Below are 17,318 nucleotides of genomic sequence, written 5' to 3' on the forward strand. Positions count from 1 at the left end.
CGCCCCTCGGGACACAAAGATCAAATTTCACCGATCCATTTAGACGCGCCGAAACCAAGATGCGGTAGCGTTCAGGCATGAGCTTTCTCGGGATCAACAAGCCAGCAGGAAACCGGGTTTCCTATGCGAATGCGGCCATGGTCGCGCTCATTTCGCTGCTCGCGACATGGGCGGTGACCGGGTTCTCGATCCTGGCGAACCCGTTCGGCACAACCTACGATCATATCGACCAGGCGATTCTGGACGAGTTCTGGTTCTGGACGGCATTCTCCTCCACGGTCATTCCGGTCGTTGTGTCTTTTCCAATTGCCATCCTGCTGCAACGCGAGCGCATCAAGTTGCAGGATGCCTTGGACGAATTGGCGGCCGCCCATGCCGAACTTGCCCATCGCTCCCGCGTGGACGCGCTCACCGGCCTGCTCAATCGCGGCGCATTCCTGGCTGAAGTCGAAGACCGTCTGGAAAGGCACGGCGCAATCCTGATGATTGATGTCGACCACTTCAAGACGATCAATGACACCTTCGGCCACGGCGCCGGCGATGATGCCCTGCGCGCAATATCAAAGGCTCTGGCCAGCAAGGCGCGACCAACAGACCTTGTCGGGCGGCTCGGGGGCGAAGAGTTTGCCGTCTTCCTGACGGGCTGCATGGATGAGGCAACCGCGCAGGAACGCGCCGAAGACATACGCCAGGGCATTCACGCCATTCGCTTTGAACCCGAGCCGGGCAAACTGCACGCGATTACCGCCAGTATCGGGGTCGCCATTGCCCTGCCGCGCAGCCCGATCGAGGATGTCATCCTGCGCGCCGACAAATCGCTCTATCGCGCCAAGAATTCTGGCCGCAACCGGGTCATTCTGGACAGCGCAGCCTGAGTCAGTTCGCGGCATGGCGCACGGGCCATTCCGCATGTGCAACAAAGCGCAAAAACCTGATTGACATTCATTCGCATCTTCGTGCAAATGGTTCGCATGATCATTTGCGTCTGCAACCGTATCAACTGCAAAAGCGTCCGCAGCGCCGTGGACGCGGGTGCGCGCAGCCCAAAGGCTGTGCAGGCGCATCACGGGTGCAAATTCCAGTGCGGAAAATGCAGCTGCTCGATCGGTGAAATCATCTCCGAAGAGATGGACCGCCGCCCGGTCGCCCCGGCCCTGATCGCCGCGGAATAGACCGACACCTGCCTTTGAAATCGCTACGCTTTTAGACATCGCGCGACAGATCGCGACACGATGCGACATACGGCGACGCCTGCAGACACGCCCCGCGACAGCGCATGACAGGGCGCTGCAATTGTGTCGCACTTTCACATGCAATTGTTTTTATTGGATTTTTTCTTGATCCGGTGGCACAATCACCCTAGGTGCTGGCCCATAAACATAATCCACGCAGGAGAGCTCCCCCATGAAAGGCGACCCAAAGGTCATCGACTTCCTAAACAAGTGCCTGAAGAACGAACTGACGGCGATCAACCAGTATTTCCTGCACTCGCGCATGCTGCATGATTGGGGCGTCAGCAAGCTGGGCGACTATGAGTACAAGGAATCCATTGAAGAAATGGAGCATGCCGACTGGCTGATCGAACGCATCCTGTTCCTCGGCGGCCTGCCGAATCTGCAGGATCTCGGCAAGCTGCGCATCGGGGAATCGGTCCACGAAATCCTCGAATGCGACCTGAAACTCGAAAACGACGCCATCCCGCTGCTGAAAGACGCCATGGAATATTCCGAAAGCGTCCGCGACTATGGCAGCCGCGACCTGTTCGGCAAAATCCTCAACAATGAGGAAGAACATGTCGATTATCTGGAAACCCAGTTCGACCTGATCGAGCGCATCGGCATCGAGCGCTACACAATGCTCCAGTCCGAAGCCAACGGCTCGAAGGCGCAGGATTAGTCAGGCCGAGGCGCTGCGCCCTTGCGGGAAGCAGCGCCTTGCCCCTCTACCCTCTCAGAACGCCGCCTGTGCCCTTGGCGACCGAGGCAACGACCTTGTCCATCAGGGCCTGGATGTCTTCATCCTTCAGCTTTTCCTGCGGCTGCAGCGTCATTTCGAACGCGACCGATTTCTGCCCTTCCGGCACGCCTGTGCCCTCATAGACATCAAACACGTCAACGCGGGTGATCAGCTTCTTGTCCGCGCCCTGCGCATGGCGCACCAGGTCTGAGGCTGGCACGGCACGGTCAACCACAAAGGCAAGGTCCCGGCGGATCGGCGTCAGCTCGGCCCGCTCGAATACCGGCTTGGTTTTCGTGTTCTTCGCCTTCATCTGCGGCAGCGCGTTCAAATTCAGCTCAAAACCATAGACCGGCCCATCCACGTCCAGCGCCTTCAGCACGCCGGGATGCAACTGACCGAAATGCGCCACCGTCACTTTCGGGCCGAGCTTCAGGCTCGCCGCCTGCCCCGGATGCCAGTGCGGCTGGGCGGGCGCAGCAACCTGGAACCGGTCACCCGGCTGGCCCAGCGCATCCAGCACCGCGAACAAATCCGCCTTCGCGGCATAGGAATCATAGGCCGCCGGCGTGCCCTGCCAGTGGCGCTCATTGAACGGACGCACCAGCGCAGCCACAGCGGTGCGCTGGTCTTTCGGGCCGTCGCCCAGATAGATCGGTCCGGCCTCGAACAGGCGCACGCCGCGCTCACCATGATTGGCCGCGCGCTGCGCCGCCTTGGCCAGATTTCCGAGCACGGAGGGGCGCATATAGTCGAGATCGCTGGCGACAGGATTGGCCACGACCAGCGCATCGCTTGTCTTGCCAAACAGCGCCGCATCATCCCTCGCCATGAAGCTCCAGCTGACCGCCTCAAGGAAGCCTCGGGATGCCATCACCCGCCGGGCCGCACGCACGCGGGCCTGCATCGGTGTGGTGATCGCCTTCACGCCGCCTTCAGGCGCTGGCAGCGATGTTGTCGGCAACTGGTCAAACCCGACCAGCCGAGCCACTTCTTCCACAATGTCCGCAGACTGCTCCATGTCGAAGCGGAACGTTGGCGGCGTCAGATACCAGGCGTCTCCCGCATCCTCGATGCCAAACTCCAGATCTTTCAGCATCCGCCGCATATCGGCTGGCTTCACGCTGAGGCCCGTCAGGCGTTCCACATCTGCTGGATAGAAGGTGACTTTCTTCGTGTTCACCGGCGCTTCGCCAGCCAGGTTCGGCTTCGACACAACGCCGCCGCCATACTCCACGATCAGCGCAATGGCGAGGTTCAGCCCGTCCATACAGCTATGCGGATCTACGCCGCGCTCGAAACGATAGCGCGCATCGGAATGAATGCCGGTTGCGCGGCCCGTGCGGGCTGTGCGCAGCGGATCGAACCATGCGCTCTCAATGAAAACGTCGACCGTCTCATCCGACACGGCGGTGGACTCGCCCCCCATCACGCCGCCCAGACCGATGGCACCGCTATCATCTGCGATGACACACATTTCTTCGGAGATGTCATACGTCTTGCCATCCAGCGCGGCGAGCTTTTCGCCCTTGCGGCCAAGACGCGCCACGACCGGGCCTGACAGCTTCGCGGCGTCATAGGCATGCAGCGGACGAGCCCGATCAAGCGAGATGTAATTCGTCACGTCGACCAGCAGGGATTTCGGCTGAATACCAACGGCCTTGAGACGCTGCTGCATCCAGTCCGGTGACGGACCATTCTTGACGCCCACGATCACGGCGCCCGCGAAGACCGGACAAGCCTCCGGCGCGTCCAGCTGGATCTCGACCGGGCATGGCTTGGTGCCAACAACTTTCTTGAGCTCCGTGCGCAGGAAGCGCCCTGCCCCGGCCGCGGCCAGATCGCGTGCGATGCCCTGTACACCCAGCCAGTCGGGACGGTTCGGCGTCACCTCAAAATCAATCACCGGATCATTCAGGCCCAGCGCATCTGCGGCAGGCGTGCCCAGCGCGATGGACTCGTCCAGATCGGCGATGCCGTCATGGTCTTCCCCGGCTTCGAGCTCCTTGGTGGAACACATCATGCCGTAGCTTTCGATGCCGCGGATCTTGCGCGGCTTCTTGTCCAGCGCGAAATCGAGCCCCGGAATGAAGGTGCCCAGCGGTGCATAGATTGCCGTCATGCCAGCGCGGGCATTCGGCGCGCCGCAGACGATCTGCTTTTCACCATCGACCGTGTCGACCGTACACACGCGCAGCTTGTCCGCATCCGGATGAGGCTCAGCAGCCTTGACCTTGCAGACCGTGAAGGCGGCAAGCTTCTCGCGGGGGTCTTCGACCTCTTCCACTTCGAGACCGGCTTTCAGCATCAGGCCCAGAATATCGTCCAGCGTCGCCTTGGTGGCGAGGTGGTCGTTCAGCCAGGAAAGGGTGAATTTCATCGTCTATTCCACTTCAGCGGTCATATCGGTTTCGGGCTTGGGCACGTAATTCGCCAACGCCTCAAAGACATCTTCGTCGCTGCGTTCGCAGCGTTTGACAGGCTCGGCGCGCGACATGGTCGTCCCCATGTTCAGGCCGGTCGCGGTCCAGCATTTGTTGAACACCGAACAATAACAAATCTCCACATCCAGCGCGCTCCAGGCCAACGCGGCCGCATCGCGGTCGGCGACAGATACGCGTTCGCGAGACCAGTCCACCCGCAGAGGGATCACTTCTTTACCCGGCGCTATGGCCCTGCCGATCAGGCTTGACCAGGATTGTTGGTATCCAGATGGAAACTTGTCTGCATACGGGGTCAGACTTTTGACGGGCACCCCGCCCTTCGACACATCGACACGCTCGATCAAAGCCGGGCCTACCCCGCTGTTCGATATGCGTAGCCCCATTGAGACCATCTCGGGGGAAGATGACACAAAACCCTCGATCTGTACGACAGGATAGACGGCGCCATGCTGCTGCGCGCGCATCACGCGGCCCTGGTCCCAGGCGATGAAGACGGCAATCGCGCTGGTCAGCACCGCGCAAATCGCAATCAGCATCTCAACCTTGTTGCCATTGCCCATGGACGTGTCCTCAGCTCAAGCCGCCACTGACGCTCGGCGTACTCCACGGCGCAAAACCATAGTGGCGCGTCCATTGCGGGTCAGCCTCGAAGTATGGGCGCAGATCCGGCATGCCGTACTTCAACATGGCCAGGCGGTCGACACCCATGCCGAAGGCAAAACCCTGATATTCGTTCGGGTCGATGCCGCAATTGCGCAGTACGTTCGGATGCACCATGCCGCTGCCGAGGATCTCCATCCAGCTATCGCCGGCACCAATCTCGATCGTCTCGCCCTTGCGGGTATATTTCACGTCCATCTCTGCCGATGGCTCGGTGAAGGGGAAGAAGTGCGGACGGAAGCGCGCCTCGACATTATCCACTTCGAAGAAGGCCTTCACGAAGTCGATCAGGCAGCCCTTCAGATGGCCCATATGGATGTTCTTCTCGATCACGAGACCTTCGACCTGATGGAACATCGGCGTGTGGGTCGCGTCCCAGTCATTCCGATAGACCCGGCCGGGCACCAGAATGCGGATCGGCGGCTTCTGGCTCATCATCGTGCGGATCTGAACCGGAGACGTGTGCGTGCGCAGAACCTTCGCCTCATCGCCTTCCAGTGCATGCATGAAGAAGGTGTCGTGCGTCTCGCGCGCCGGGTGGCCTTCCGGAAAATTCAGCGCGGTGAAATTGTGCCAGTCGTCTTCAATGTCCGGCCCTTCGGCGACGGTGAAGCCCATATCGCCAAACACGGCGGCGATTTCCTCGAACACCTGCATCACCGGGTGCAGTGCGCCAGCAACCGGGCCAGCCTTCGGTGGCAGGGACAGATCAACCGTCTCGCTCGCCAGCTGGGCCTCAAGCGCCGCGGCCTCCAGCGTCTCCTTGCGGGCGCGGATCGCGGCATCAACGCGAGTCTTCAGCGCGTTCAGCTTCGGGCCATTCTCCTTGCGCTCCTCGGGGCTCATCTTGCCCAGGGAACTCATCAGGCCAGACACCCTGCCCTTCTTGCCAAGCTCGGCCACACGCACCTGTTCCAGCGCGGCAAGATCGGCAGCTGCCTCAACTGAGGCGAGCGCCTCTTTCTCGATCGTCGTGATATCGGACACTGGGGTCGCTTCCCTTTACTGTTCGAGCGGGCTTTTTAGGCGCTTCGGCGGCGCATGCAAACGCCCTTAAAGAAAAAGCCCGGCTTTGACGGCCGGGCTTTGTCACTTGTGCCTTTCAGGCAGGTTAAGCGAGGGCAGCCTTGGCCTGTTTGACCAGGGCGCCAAATGCTTCCGGCTCGCGCACGGCAATGTCGGCCATGACCTTGCGGTCGACCTCGATGCCGGCTTTCGTCAGGCCGTTGATGAACTGGGAGTAGTTCATCTCGTCATCATGGATGCGCACAGCGGCGTTGATGCGCTGGATCCAGAGCGAGCGGAACTTCCGCTTCTTCACCTTGCGGCCGACATAGGCGTACTGACCGGCTTCCCAGACGGACTGGTGCGCGATGCGGAACGTATTCTTGCGGCGGTTACGGAAACCCTTTGCCTGCTTCAGGATTTTCTTGTGGCGGGCGTGGGCGGGAACTTTGTTACGTGAACGGGGCATCTAGGCCTCCTAAATCAAGATCTGAACGGAAACGGGCCTAGAGGCCGTAGGGCAGGAATTTCTTCACAACGCGAGCCACATCAGCTTTCGCAGCGACTTTCGTGCCGCGGTTCTGGCGGATGTACTTGGAATTGTGGCTGATCAGGCGGTGACGCTTACCTGCGACGCCGTGCTTCAGCTTTCCGGTTGCCGTGATCTTGAACCGCTTTGCAGCGGCCTTTTTGGTCTTCATCTTCGGCATTTCATGTCTCCTGTATGCGAGCTCTCACCGTAAAGGCGGCCCAAGGTTCATGAGCTGGAGGGCATGCCGTTCGCCCAAACCGCTCGGAAGAGGCGGCTTATGACGGATCAGGACCGGAGAATCAAGAGGCCAATATGCTGTTACTGCGGGGGATTTCGCAGCTTTCGTGCACGTGCCTCACGTTCGGCCCGGCGCTTGGGCATTTTCAGGCCCACCCAAGCCCTCCAGAACAGGAAAGGCAGGGCCAGCAAGGCAATCAGAAGCGCGATGTCCATGGCGGACAATAACCCCAGATTGCATATCCATCAACCTGAACATTGGCGCTATTGCCCTGACTTCTCTCCGCAAATAAGGTCCGGCCTTGTTATATAGTTTCAGGGGCAGATTTCATGCGCACACTCCTCCTCGCCGCCTGTATGGCCGTCCTCACCTTGCCGGTCCTTGCCGACGACACCGCCAATGGCAAGATAGACGCCGCCGACATCCCGGACGCGCAGGTGTTCACGTCTGATCACTCGCTGCGCCTTGGCTCGAAGACGGTTAAATACAAGACGGTCGCCAGCGAGACCTATTTGCGCGACGACAAGGACGAGCCGACCGCCGCCATTTTCTCCGTCGCCTATGTCGACACCAGCACGACCAGTGCCGCGCAGCGCCCGGTGACCTTCGTGTTCAATGGGGGGCCGGGCTCTGCCTCGCTCTGGCTGCACATGGGCGCCTTCGGGCCGAAACAGGTCCTCACCCCGTCAGACGCCTCTGATGTGGGCGCGCCGCCCTACACGATGCGGGACAATCCAAACTCCCTGCTGGATGTCACCGATCTCGTTTTCATTGATCCGGTCGGCACGGGCTATTCCCGCCCGCTGGGTGAGACGGAGGGCAAGGAATTCTACGGCGTGAATGAGGATGCCGAAAGCATCGCTGAATTCATCCGCATCTGGCTGACCGAGAATGGCCGCTGGAATAGCCCGAAATACCTCGCCGGCGAAAGCTATGGCACCACGCGCGCCGCCGCACTGACCGAAAAGCTGCAAGGCGGCTGGAACGGCATCGGCCTGAACGGCGTAATCCTGATATCCGCAATCCTGGATTTCCAGACCGCCCGTTTTGCGCCGGGCAATGACACCGCCCACCTCGCCTTCTTCCCTACAGAAGCTGCCACCGCCTGGCATCATGGCAAGGCCAACAAGGCCAAGTGGAACAATGATTTCGACACCTTCATCGAAGACGCGCGCAATTATGCCACCGATACGCTGGCCCCTGCCCTGATCCGTGGCTCAACGCTGAGCGAAGCCGACGAGATTCGCATCGCGCAGGAAATGAGCGATTTCATCGGCCTGTCACCGGAATGGATTCGCCTCGCCAATCTGCGCGTCGATCCGCACCGTTTCCGCAAGGAACTCCTGCGCCGCGAAGGCTATACGGTTGGCCGCTTCGACAGCCGCTACAAAGGCGTGGATAGCGAAGGCACGGGCGAGACGCCAGAGAATGATCCGTCCGGCTACGGCATGGATGTCGCCTATGTCGCCGCGATCAATGACTATCTGACCCGTGAATTGAAAGTGGACTTCACCCGTCCGTACAAGGTGCTGACAGGCGAGCCAGGCTCCCAGTGGAACTGGAGCGTCAACCAGCAGGGCTGGCCATCCTATGTCAATGTGGCTCCCTGGCTCGGCAAGGGTATGCGGGAGAACACCGATCTGCGCGTCCTGCTGGCCTCCGGCTGGTATGATCTGGCCACGCCATTCTTCGGAGCAGAAATGTCCCTGCGCAAGAATGGCGTCGTGCTCGATCGGGTCGAGTTCGACTATTATGATTCCGGCCACATGATGTATCTCGCCGAAAGCGACGGCAAGAAACTGTCCGATGACGTGCGGGACTTCATCCGCGCCGGTCAGTAGTCCAGGCAGGAAACTCGCGTCAGATCGGGGATGGGCTGCCCGCCTCTCCCCGGCCTGAACGCAAGCGTCACCGGCGATTCCGCCTTCCCAATCCGACAGCCATTCGCGTCGTGCATTCTGTCCCCGTCATTCCGGTGCCTGGCGTCATCGGAATGGGGATTTGACGAATCCCGGTGAGCGGAAGAGGCAGGGTCGCTACCTGTATACTTCCTGACTACCTCCTGTTTCGCGGCCTCGTCTCTCCGCTCGCAACACACAAAAAAACCGGAGGGCTGGTGGCCCGTCCGGCTTTTCGTGCTGGCTTGTGTCAGCGGCAATCAGCGTGGTGCGAGCACCATGGTCATCTGACGGCCTTCGAGTTTCGGCTCCAGTTCCACTTTCGCCGTTTCCTCGAAATCGGTCTTCACCCGGTTCAGCAATTCCATGCCGAGATGCTGGTGCGCCATTTCCCGTCCGCGAAAACGCAGGGTGACTTTCACCTTGTCGCCGGCCTCGAAGAAGCGCGCCATCGCTTTAGCCTTCACGCCATAATCATGCGTGTCGATATTCGGGCGCATCTTGATCTCTTTGAGTTCGGAAGACTTCTGCTTTTTCTTCGCAGCGGCCTTCTTCTTGCGCTCTTCGAACCGAAGCTTGCCATAGTCGAGAATCTTGACGACGGGCACTTCCTGGTTGGGAGATACCTCCACGAGATCCATTGCGGCTTCCCGGGCTGCGTCCAGCGCAGCCGTCAGGGGCATCACGCCCTGCTTTTCACCGTTCTCATCAATCAAGAGAACCTTGGCGGCGCGAATGTCATCATTGATACGTGGGCCGGCGGACTTCTGTGGTCCCCCGGTGTCTGGTCTGCGAGCTATGGCGAATCTCCTTTATCGCTGTTTCAGTTATGCTGAATATGCCCATTATTGTTGGGATCTTCAAGGCGGACGGCCATTCTACACTTCAGCCGCCACGTCAAGATGGCAGCACACCCAGCGCGCGGACCGACTGCCACACATCATCCACGCTCAGTTCGGCCAGCGTCGGCGCGGAATTGATGATGATCGTCTTCGCGCCGCGCGGGGCGGCATGGTCGGGATTGCTCTCTGTCAGGGCGAACAGGGCGACGCCGGGCGCCCCGGCAATCGCGGCCATGTGCATCGGGCCGGTATCATTGCCCACGACAAACAGCGCCTTCTCCGCAAGGGTCACGATCTGGAACAGGTCCGTGCGCGTGGTCAGGCTTTTGGTGCGCGGTTCCTTGCGCACGATCTCATGGGCCAATTGGCCCTCGGCCTTGCCGCCAATGATGACCGGCGTGATGCCCGCATCTGCAACCCGTTTCGCCAGTTCAGCATAGTTCTCGACCGGCCAGCGCTTTGCCTCCCGATGGGCGGAAGCGCCGGGAATCAGCAGCATGTAGGGTTCTTCCAGGCTGAAATAGGCCGGCTGAAGGCGCGGCGCATCTCTCAGCTTCGGGCGCACCCAGGACAGGTCCGGCTTGGGCGCGCTATTGCCCAGCCAGCGGCCATCCGGTGCAACGCCCGCCACTTCCAGCTGCTCGGCCAGACGGTCAATTGAGTGCATCGTCTTGCGCTCGGCATTGTCATGAAAGAAGGCCGCCTTCTCATGATGGCCGGACCAGAGCGGTGCCTTGCCGGTCTTGTTCAGGGCAGTGAAATAATTCTTCGTCCGGCCGCTGGTCTGGAAATCATAAATGATATCGTACCTTGCCTTGCGAATGCGCGAGATCAGAGCCGCCGTGGCCTTCATCGTTTCCGGGCGACCATCCGTCTCCACGGCATCGACATAGGGGCAAAGCTCGGCAAATCCCTTGTAGGGCGGCGTGGTCAGCAGCGTGATGCGCGCTTTCGGGTGATGCTCACGCACAGCTTTCATCGCGCCGAGGGCCAGCACGAAATCGCCCAGCGCGCTGAGCTTGATCACAAGAACATTCTCGGCAGCCTCGCCCGGATTGACCGGACTGGCCGATTTGACCGATTTCGCCATTCGGGCCTCGATTTCCCCTATTCCAGCAAGGTCTTATAGACCCCGAGGGTCGCGGCCTGAAGCCCCCGTTTTGAGTAATGTTGCCGAATATGCTGCTGACCGGCCCGTCCCATGCCATCCCGGGCCAGCGGACCGACCGACAATAGCGCCCGGATTGCCCCCGCCAGCGACTGCGCATTGCCCGGCTCGACCCGCGCGCCGGTCTCCCCTTCGATCACTGTTTCGCGCCCGCCGCCATGATCGGAGACGATCACCGGCTTTGCCATCGCAGACGCCTCCGCCGCCACACGCCCGAAGGCTTCGGGCCGCACGGAGGGGGCCAGCACAATATCGCTCGCCAGATAGGCCGCCGGCATGTCCGAAATATGCTCCGACATGATCACACCGCGGTCGAGCCCATGCGCGACCACAGCCTGTTCCAGCCGCTCGACATACCCCTTGCGCCCCTGTGCATCACCCGCCAGCACAAGTACCAGCTTTTCCCGCTCGTCTGGCGCCAGCATCGCCAACGCCTCAATGGCGACCAATTGGCCTTTCCATTCCGTCAGCCGTCCTGGCAGCAACAGGATCATGCGTGGATCGTCCACCAGGCCGAGCCCTTCGCGGATAGCCTTCACCCGCGCCACCGGCACGGCGGTCGGGTCGAATGCCTCAAGGTCCACGCCGCGCGGAATGGTGACAACCTTCTCAAACGGCACGCCATGCTCTGTCTTCACATGCTCGGCAATCCATTGCGAATTCGCGATCACCAGATCCCCCTTCGCCATCACGGAATTGTACCGCTTCTTCAGCTTGGTCTTGCCGGAATAGGCGCCGTGATAGGTGGTGACAAAGCGCACGCCCATCGCCTGCGCAGCCCAATAGGCGCTCCAGGCTGGCGCGCGCGAACGGGCATGGACCAGATCCACATGCTCCTGTGCGATCAGGCGCTTCAACTTGCCTTCATTCAGTTTCAACGTGATCGGGTTCTTGGATTTCGCGTCCATCCGGATCAGTTCCCCGCCCAGCGCCTCGAACGCCGCTTCCTGCCGTCCGCCCCGGCTGGCCAGCAACGCGCGCCCGCCCGCTTGAATGATGGCTTCGGTGACTTCCAGCACAGTCCGCTCTACCCCACCGGCAGAGAGTTCCGGGGCCACTTGCAGGATGGTCTTGCCGGTCAGGTCCGGAAAATCGGGCAAGGCGAATTCCCTCCACTCGCTTGACAGGCGAAACAGATGGAGGAACGGGAGAGGAATGACAACGTCCTATTTCACCTCACCCGAAGGCCGACGCCTTGCCTATCGCGCCACGGCCCCTTCCCGATCCGGTCTCACCTTTGTCTGGCTGTCTGGCTTCAAATCCGACATGAGCGGCACCAAGGCCACCGAGTTGGAAAGCTGGGCCATTGAAGCCGGGCACGGCTTTCTCGGCTTTGACTATTCCGGTCATGGCGAGTCCGATGGCGCATTCGAGGACGGCACCATCTCTGACTGGCGCGCCGATGCGCTCGCCGCAATCGACGCGCACAGCGCCGGGCCGGTCGTTCTGGTCGGCTCCAGCATGGGCGGGTGGATGGCGCTGCTCTCTGCCCTCGCCCGCAAGGATCGCGTGGCGGGACTCGTCCTGATCGCGCCCGCGCCGGACTTTACCGAAAAACTGATGTGGCCGGAATTCTCCGCCGAGGCGCAGGCCGAGATCATGGAAAAAGGTTTCACGCTGCGCCCGTCCGATTATGACGAGCCCTACACCATCACCCGCGCCCTGATCGAGGATGGCCGCACCTGGCAAATCCTGGACGCACCGATCGAACTGAATGTGCCGGTACGCATTCTCCAGAGCATGCAGGATGTGGATGTTCCGTGGAAACATGCCGAACGGCTGGTCACCGCGATTAAGAGCGACGACCTCGTCTTTACCCTGATCAAGGATGGCGACCACCGCCTGTCACGCGCTCAGGACATTGCGCGACTGAAAGCGACATGCGGCGATATTGCGGCGGCCCTCATCGACTGACCTTTCCCCGAGTTAATCGGAACAATGGCCGCGGCCAAACATTGATTTTGTGCAGGACGGGATGATCCGTCCGCCCGCGCTCCCTCACCACGGGTCGCAGCGTGGTTGCAACACAAGATCAAGGAGACATGCTTCATGTCAAACCAACGCGCACAAGGTCGAAAAATGGCAATCCTCGCCGCAGACGGTTTTGAGGAAATCGAGCTGACCAGCCCGAAGGAAGCCATTGAATCCGCAGGCGGTGAAACCAGAATCGTATCGATGGAAAAAGGCTTCATCCACGCCAACCAGCACCGCGAGCACGGCGACAAATACAAAGTTGACCTCTCGCTGGACGAGGCCAAGGCGGAAGACTTCGACGCGCTGCTTATCCCCGGCGGCCTGTTCAGCCCGGACGCTCTGCGCACGAACGAGACGGCGAAGCAATTTGTATCGGACTTCTTCAATCAGAAGAAACCTGTCTTCTCCATCTGCCACGGCCCACAAGTCCTGATCTCAGCGAATTTGGTCAATGGCCGCGAGGTCACCGGATTCCCGGCGATCCAGCAGGATCTGAAGAACGCAGGCGGTATCGTCAGAGACGAATCCGTCGTGGTCGATGGCGGACTGGTCACCTCCCGCTCCCCGGACGATCTGGGAGATTTCAACGCGAAGATCGTTGAAGAAATCTGTGAAGGCAAGCACGAGCGCCAGCGCGACTCGGTCACCGCATAACAGAAACGAATCCCCTTGACCTGCCCCCTCTCAATGAGGGGGCTTTTCTATGCTCCGTCCTCTGATTTCCAGACGGCCGCCAACCCCTCCCGATAGGTCGGGAATGCCGGTTGCCAGCCAAGCGCAGACTTCGCCCGAGCATTCGAAACGCGCTTGCATTCCGCATAGAAACTCCGCGCCATCGGGCTCAGCCCGGCCTCTTCGAATGGCACTTCCGGGGGCGGCGCAATGCCCATCAATTCGGCCGCATAGGCAGTCACATCCTGCGGCGGCGTGGGCAAATCATCACACAGATGGAAGATGCCGTGCAGATTCGGCCGTTCAAACAGCGCGTCCAGTCCGCTCGCAATATCGTCGACATGCACGCGAGAGAACACCTGTCCCGGCTTCACCGCACGGTGCGCCTTGCCGTCCCGCAATTTCTGGAAGGGAGACCGCCCCGGCCCGTAAATGCCCGGCAGGCGGACAATCCGCGCCGCGCCGTCCGTCGAGTCCATCCATTGCCGTTCTGCCAGAACGCGCGCGCGGGCGCGGTCAGATCCCGGATTGACCGGACTCCACTCCATCGCCCAGCCACCATTGAGGTCTCCATAGACACCCGTTGTGGAGAGATAGGTAACGCTGGCCGCGCCAGGCTCAGCGCAGGTCGCCGCGCGCGCGGCGGGGCAGCCGTCTGCATCCGGCGGCAAGGTGACCAGCCAGTGCGCGCCTTCGGGAAGGTCCGGCAGGCCCTGCCCGTCCCAGACCTGCGCGGCGATGCCATCTGCTTTCAAGGCCGCCGCCTTTTCCGCGCCGCGAACGGTGCCCGCAACGCCAATTCCACGGGATTTCAGCCGCCCTGCCAGCTTCAGGGCGCTATAGCCCAGCCCGAAAACAAAAAGCAGAGATGTCGTATCTGTCATTTGCGCTGGCCGCTCCTGTCGGGTCTAAGACCCCGTACTACAGTTTCCGGAGCCTTTGATCCATGTCCATCCTTGCCCTGGCCGTTGCTTCCTTCGCCTTGTCGCAATCTGCAGCCAGCGCCACAGTCGACACGCGCGAGGCAGAACGGCTGAAGGCGTGTGTCGCCAAAATCGAGGTGGACGCTGAAGAAGCCTATGAGGATGGGCTCGCCTGGACCTATCAGGGCAACCGCCCCGGCGCGCGCCAGTGCACCGCCCTCGCCCTGATCGCGCTGGGCCGTGAGGATGAAGGGGCGGCGCGCCTTGAACAACTCGCCAACTCCGTGGATGGCGGAACGATAGAGCAACGCGCCGAATACCTGACCCAATCGGGCAATGCCTGGCTTCAGGCCGGCGCACCGGAAGCGGCCATCGTGACGTTCACCAACGCACTGAAACTGAAGCCCGGCGTGCCGGATCTTCTGGTCGACCGCGCCAGCGCGCATTTGATGCTCGGCAATTGGGAAGATGCCAAATCTGATCTCGACAGTGCCCTGTCACGCGCGCCAAGCATGGCCATTGCGCGCCAGCTTCGCGCCGAAGCCCATCTCAATCTCGACCAGCTGGACCTCGCCATGACGGATATAGACGCCGCCATGGCTGCCGATCCGGAAAACATCGACACGCTGGTCCTGCGTGGGCGTGTGCGCGAGGCCATTCGCCTGTCCGAAGTGCGTGTACTCAGCCCGGATATTGTGGACTGAGTTTCAGCCCTATTCCGGCTCGGGTAGAGCCATCAGGCCCCGGGCGGTCATCCATCCCACGAACTGGTCAAACCAGGCGTCCGCCGTTGCGCCGCGCTTGTACGACCCGAAACCGTGTCCCCCATTGTCATAGAAATGCAGCTCGACCGGCTTGCCTGCGGCGATCCATGAATCGACGAGACCAAAGCCCTGCCGCCCGAACAGGGAATCATCCGCCGCCAGAGCTGTGAACAGCGGCGGCGCGTCTGCCGGCACATCGACCGAAGTCATCGGTCCATAAATGTGCCCGATGAAGTCTGGCTTGGGCGCGTCACTTTCATCAAGAGTGACCGCCATCGTCGTGATCGCCCCAGCTGAGAAGCCGAGCATACCGATACGGTCTGTATCAACGCCCCAGTCTTCGCTCCGGGCTTCAACCAATCGCAACGCCGCTTGCGCATCCTCAACGGCCGCCGGAATGCCCTGCATGGCATCAATCGGCTCCATATCCGGCGTCGGCGCAAAGATACGCTGGATATGTTCCGAGAGCTCCTCCTCAGGTTCCGGCGTTTGCATTGTGCGGTATTTCAGAACGAAGGCCGCAACCCCCTGCTCTGCCAGCCATTCCGCTATGGGGTAGCCCTCATTGTCGATGGACACGAACTGGAATGCACCGCCGGGCACCACAATCACCGCCGCGCCATTCGCTTTCTCCGGGTCCGGCAGGACAGGCAGCAATGTGGGATGATTGACGTTGCGCACCCAGCGCTCTGTGCCGATGCTCGTCCATATCTCCGTATTCGCACCGACCGCCTCCGGATCAATGAGCGGGATCGCCCCCTCGTCCACTTGCGCAGGAACACGGGTCATGCCCTGCCCGTGGGCAGTAGCCGGGATCGCGGCAACACACAGCGTGAGTGCGAATAAGCAGGTCCGGATCATGAGGGGCCCCTTTCAGAGATCAGCCATAACGCGATTGCAGCATGGCCCAGGCCGCCCGCAGGCCGCAAGGTGCGCCGCCTTCTGGCCGTCCATATTTTCCGAGCCGCCAGGCCCAGACATCGAAATGCATCCAGCTCGGCGCGTCGACGAACTGTTTCAGGAACAAGCCCGCCGTGATGGACCCGGCAAACCGGCCGCCGGAGTTCACAAGGTCTGCAATCGGGCTCTTGAGATCGGCGAGGTATGGGTCCCAGAGCGGCATGCGCCAGACCGGGTCGCCCGTTGCCTTTGCGCCCGCCTCGATGCCTTCGGCCAGGCTTTCGTCATCAGTATAGAAAGGCGCGAGTTCCGGCCCCAGCGCCACGCGGGCTGCGCCGGTCAGAGTGGCGAAATCGATCAGCAGATCCGGCTTTTCCTCGCAGGCGCGTGTCAGTGCGTCCGCCAGGATCAGGCGGCCTTCCGCATCCGTATTGTCGATCTCGACGGTCAGCCCCTTGCGGCTGGACAGAATATCTCCCGGACGGAAAGCGTCGCCAGCAACGGCGTTCTCGACCGATGGCACATACAGCTTCAGATGCACCGGCAGGTTCGCGCTCATGATCAGGTGCGACAGCGCGATCACATGCGCGGAACCGCCCATATCCTTCTTCATGATGCGCATGCCGGAACCGGGTTTGATGTCGAGACCGCCGGAATCGAAGGTGACCCCCTTGCCGACCAGCGCCACGCTCGGATGAGACGGGTCGCCCCATTCCAGTTCCATGAAGCGCGGTTCGTACACAGCGGCGCGGCCCACAGCGTGGACCATTGGATAATTGTGGGCCAGCAAATCGTCGCCAATAATCGTCGTCAGTTTCGCGCCGAAGCGTTCTGCCGTGTCGGAAATTGTCGCCTGAATATCCTGTGGGCCCATATCGGCCGCAGGCGTGTTGACCAGATCGCGCAGCAACGCGCAGGCATCCGCCTCACGGCTCAGCGCGTCGGCATCCTCGCTTTCCGGAATGACGAGCTTTGGTGGGGTCGCCTTGTCCTTGAGGTAGCGATCAAACCGGTACGCGCCGTCAGCCCAGCCAGCAGCGATGTTCTTGAACGGCATGCCGCCACTTTCGGCGACAGAATACGACCCCTTGGGCAGCTTCGCCGACAGGCCGGCAACAGCCAGCGCATCCGTGCCCTTGCCCAAACCAAAGAGTACGCGTGACAGCTCTCCCGTCTCCCCCGGCACCAGCACGATCTGACCGGCCGCTCCTGTGAATTCCTGTGCCTTGGCCAGCGCTCGCGCAGATGGGAACGGATCGTTCTCCAGCTTTTTGAAGGCAGCAATTGTGTAGAGGAAGACGTCAACGGCGCCCTTTGGGTCGGCGGTGAAGCTCTTATGCAT

19 protein-coding genes are annotated in these 17,318 nt (G+C 61.1%); 7 read left to right on the forward strand and 12 right to left on the reverse strand.

The genetic code is table 11. The features are described from left to right. Nucleotides 1-77 precede the first annotated feature (77 nt). The 3 genes from HF931_RS01550 to bfr all read left to right on the forward strand — a co-directional run bounded on the left by HF931_RS01550 (nucleotide 78) and on the right by bfr (nucleotide 1,896). Entirely contained in the window at nucleotides 78-875 is a 798-nt protein-coding gene (locus HF931_RS01550; protein ID WP_273241607.1) for a GGDEF domain-containing protein, read from the forward strand. 60 nt (nucleotides 876-935) lie between these two features. Beyond that, entirely contained in the window at nucleotides 936-1,172 is a 237-nt protein-coding gene (locus HF931_RS01555; protein WP_273241608.1) for a (2Fe-2S)-binding protein, read from the forward strand. A 232-nt stretch (nucleotides 1,173-1,404) separates the two neighbouring features. Then, on the forward strand, nucleotides 1,405-1,896 hold the full coding sequence (gene bfr, locus HF931_RS01560) for a bacterioferritin (RefSeq protein WP_273241609.1): 492 nt from the start codon (nucleotides 1,405-1,407) through the stop codon (nucleotides 1,894-1,896). A 46-nt stretch (nucleotides 1,897-1,942) separates the two neighbouring features. Here bfr and pheT read toward each other — a convergent pair whose 3' ends face one another. The 6 genes from pheT to HF931_RS01590 form a co-directional block, all read right to left on the reverse strand. Further along, complete coding sequence (gene pheT / locus HF931_RS01565; protein WP_273241610.1) at nucleotides 1,943-4,336, reverse strand: phenylalanine--tRNA ligase subunit beta; 2,394 nt, start codon at nucleotides 4,334-4,336, stop codon at nucleotides 1,943-1,945. A 3-nt stretch (nucleotides 4,337-4,339) separates the two neighbouring features. Continuing rightward, nucleotides 4,340-4,960, reverse strand: coding sequence for a hypothetical protein (locus HF931_RS01570; protein WP_051602845.1), 621 nt, complete (start codon nucleotides 4,958-4,960; stop codon nucleotides 4,340-4,342). 10 nt (nucleotides 4,961-4,970) lie between these two features. After that, nucleotides 4,971-6,047 (reverse strand): phenylalanine--tRNA ligase subunit alpha, encoded by a 1,077-nt coding sequence (gene pheS / locus HF931_RS01575; RefSeq protein WP_035554451.1) that lies wholly within the window; start codon nucleotides 6,045-6,047, stop codon nucleotides 4,971-4,973. 124 nt (nucleotides 6,048-6,171) lie between these two features. Then, entirely contained in the window at nucleotides 6,172-6,534 is a 363-nt protein-coding gene (gene rplT, locus HF931_RS01580) for a 50S ribosomal protein L20 (RefSeq protein ID WP_027839517.1), read from the reverse strand. Between the two features lie 37 nt (nucleotides 6,535-6,571). Next, on the reverse strand, nucleotides 6,572-6,775 hold the full coding sequence (gene rpmI / locus HF931_RS01585) for a 50S ribosomal protein L35 (RefSeq protein ID WP_035554449.1): 204 nt from the start codon (nucleotides 6,773-6,775) through the stop codon (nucleotides 6,572-6,574). A 140-nt stretch (nucleotides 6,776-6,915) separates the two neighbouring features. Then, a complete protein-coding gene (locus HF931_RS01590; RefSeq protein ID WP_273241612.1) occupies nucleotides 6,916-7,050 on the reverse strand; it encodes a hypothetical protein in 135 nt (44 codons plus the stop codon). A gap of 114 nt (nucleotides 7,051-7,164) precedes the next feature. On the opposite strand from HF931_RS01590, the gene HF931_RS01595 reads away from it, so the two are divergent. Then, entirely contained in the window at nucleotides 7,165-8,676 is a 1,512-nt protein-coding gene (locus HF931_RS01595; protein ID WP_273241613.1) for a S10 family peptidase, read from the forward strand. Between the two features lie 317 nt (nucleotides 8,677-8,993). Here HF931_RS01595 and infC read toward each other — a convergent pair whose 3' ends face one another. The 3 genes from infC to HF931_RS01610 form a co-directional block, all read right to left on the reverse strand. Further along, complete coding sequence (gene infC, locus HF931_RS01600; protein WP_081806217.1) at nucleotides 8,994-9,533, reverse strand: translation initiation factor IF-3; 540 nt, start codon at nucleotides 9,531-9,533, stop codon at nucleotides 8,994-8,996. A gap of 97 nt (nucleotides 9,534-9,630) precedes the next feature. Next, nucleotides 9,631-10,665: a glycosyltransferase family 9 protein gene (locus tag HF931_RS01605; protein WP_051602844.1), complete on the reverse strand. Its 1,035-nt coding sequence runs from the start codon at nucleotides 10,663-10,665 to the stop codon at nucleotides 9,631-9,633. Nucleotides 10,666-10,682: 17 nt separating this feature from the next. After that, nucleotides 10,683-11,843 (reverse strand): glycosyltransferase family 4 protein, encoded by a 1,161-nt coding sequence (locus HF931_RS01610; RefSeq protein ID WP_273241614.1) that lies wholly within the window; start codon nucleotides 11,841-11,843, stop codon nucleotides 10,683-10,685. Nucleotides 11,844-11,898: 55 nt separating this feature from the next. Between HF931_RS01610 and HF931_RS01615 the strand changes: the two genes are divergently transcribed. Further along, nucleotides 11,899-12,657: an alpha/beta hydrolase gene (locus tag HF931_RS01615; protein ID WP_273241615.1), complete on the forward strand. Its 759-nt coding sequence runs from the start codon at nucleotides 11,899-11,901 to the stop codon at nucleotides 12,655-12,657. 135 nt (nucleotides 12,658-12,792) lie between these two features. Beyond that, complete coding sequence (locus HF931_RS01620; protein WP_273241616.1) at nucleotides 12,793-13,371, forward strand: type 1 glutamine amidotransferase domain-containing protein; 579 nt, start codon at nucleotides 12,793-12,795, stop codon at nucleotides 13,369-13,371. 47 nt (nucleotides 13,372-13,418) lie between these two features. Here HF931_RS01620 and HF931_RS01625 read toward each other — a convergent pair whose 3' ends face one another. Continuing rightward, nucleotides 13,419-14,273 carry an SDR family oxidoreductase gene (locus HF931_RS01625; protein ID WP_273241617.1) on the reverse strand — a complete coding sequence of 285 codons (855 nt, stop codon included), beginning with the start codon at nucleotides 14,271-14,273 and terminating at the stop codon, nucleotides 13,419-13,421. Between the two features lie 62 nt (nucleotides 14,274-14,335). Here HF931_RS01625 and HF931_RS01630 point away from each other — a divergent pair, with 62 nt between their 5' ends. Further along, on the forward strand, nucleotides 14,336-15,016 hold the full coding sequence (locus tag HF931_RS01630) for a tetratricopeptide repeat protein (protein WP_051602843.1): 681 nt from the start codon (nucleotides 14,336-14,338) through the stop codon (nucleotides 15,014-15,016). 9 nt (nucleotides 15,017-15,025) lie between these two features. Here HF931_RS01630 and HF931_RS01635 read toward each other — a convergent pair whose 3' ends face one another. Together HF931_RS01635 and HF931_RS01640 are read right to left on the reverse strand one after the other, a co-directional pair. After that, nucleotides 15,026-15,937, reverse strand: a complete 912-nt coding sequence (locus HF931_RS01635; protein ID WP_273241619.1) for an alpha/beta hydrolase — start codon at nucleotides 15,935-15,937, stop codon at nucleotides 15,026-15,028. 19 nt (nucleotides 15,938-15,956) lie between these two features. Further along, entirely contained in the window at nucleotides 15,957-17,318 is a 1,362-nt protein-coding gene (locus HF931_RS01640; RefSeq protein ID WP_273241620.1) for a leucyl aminopeptidase family protein, read from the reverse strand.

The organism is Hyphomonas atlantica corrig. (genome assembly GCF_017795365.1).
GTDB classification, from domain to species: Bacteria; Pseudomonadota; Alphaproteobacteria; order Caulobacterales; family Hyphomonadaceae; genus Hyphomonas; species Hyphomonas atlantica.

Bases quoted from the DNA above. Each gene is read 5' to 3' on its own strand.
- HF931_RS01550 (WP_273241607.1), top strand. From the start codon at position 78: ATGAGCTTTCTCGGGATCAACAAGCCAGCAGGAAACCGGGTTTCCTAT.
- bfr (WP_273241609.1), top strand. From the start codon at position 1,405: ATGAAAGGCGACCCAAAGGTCATCGACTTCCTAAACAAGTGCCTGAAG.
- pheT (WP_273241610.1), bottom strand. From the start codon at position 4,336: ATGAAATTCACCCTTTCCTGGCTGAACGACCACCTCGCCACCAAGGCG.
- HF931_RS01570 (WP_051602845.1), bottom strand. From the start codon at position 4,960: ATGGGCAATGGCAACAAGGTTGAGATGCTGATTGCGATTTGCGCGGTG.
- rplT (WP_027839517.1), bottom strand. From the start codon at position 6,534: ATGCCCCGTTCACGTAACAAAGTTCCCGCCCACGCCCGCCACAAGAAA.
- rpmI (WP_035554449.1), bottom strand. From the start codon at position 6,775: ATGCCGAAGATGAAGACCAAAAAGGCCGCTGCAAAGCGGTTCAAGATC.
- HF931_RS01590 (WP_273241612.1), bottom strand. From the start codon at position 7,050: ATGGACATCGCGCTTCTGATTGCCTTGCTGGCCCTGCCTTTCCTGTTC.
- HF931_RS01595 (WP_273241613.1), top strand. From the start codon at position 7,165: ATGCGCACACTCCTCCTCGCCGCCTGTATGGCCGTCCTCACCTTGCCG.
- HF931_RS01605 (WP_051602844.1), bottom strand. From the start codon at position 10,665: ATGGCGAAATCGGTCAAATCGGCCAGTCCGGTCAATCCGGGCGAGGCT.
- HF931_RS01615 (WP_273241615.1), top strand. From the start codon at position 11,899: ATGACAACGTCCTATTTCACCTCACCCGAAGGCCGACGCCTTGCCTAT.
- HF931_RS01620 (WP_273241616.1), top strand. From the start codon at position 12,793: ATGTCAAACCAACGCGCACAAGGTCGAAAAATGGCAATCCTCGCCGCA.
- HF931_RS01625 (WP_273241617.1), bottom strand. From the start codon at position 14,273: ATGACAGATACGACATCTCTGCTTTTTGTTTTCGGGCTGGGCTATAGC.
- HF931_RS01630 (WP_051602843.1), top strand. From the start codon at position 14,336: ATGTCCATCCTTGCCCTGGCCGTTGCTTCCTTCGCCTTGTCGCAATCT.
- HF931_RS01635 (WP_273241619.1), bottom strand. From the start codon at position 15,937: ATGATCCGGACCTGCTTATTCGCACTCACGCTGTGTGTTGCCGCGATC.
- HF931_RS01640 (WP_273241620.1), bottom strand. From the start codon at position 17,318: ATGCATAAGAGCTTCACCGCCGACCCAAAGGGCGCCGTTGACGTCTTC.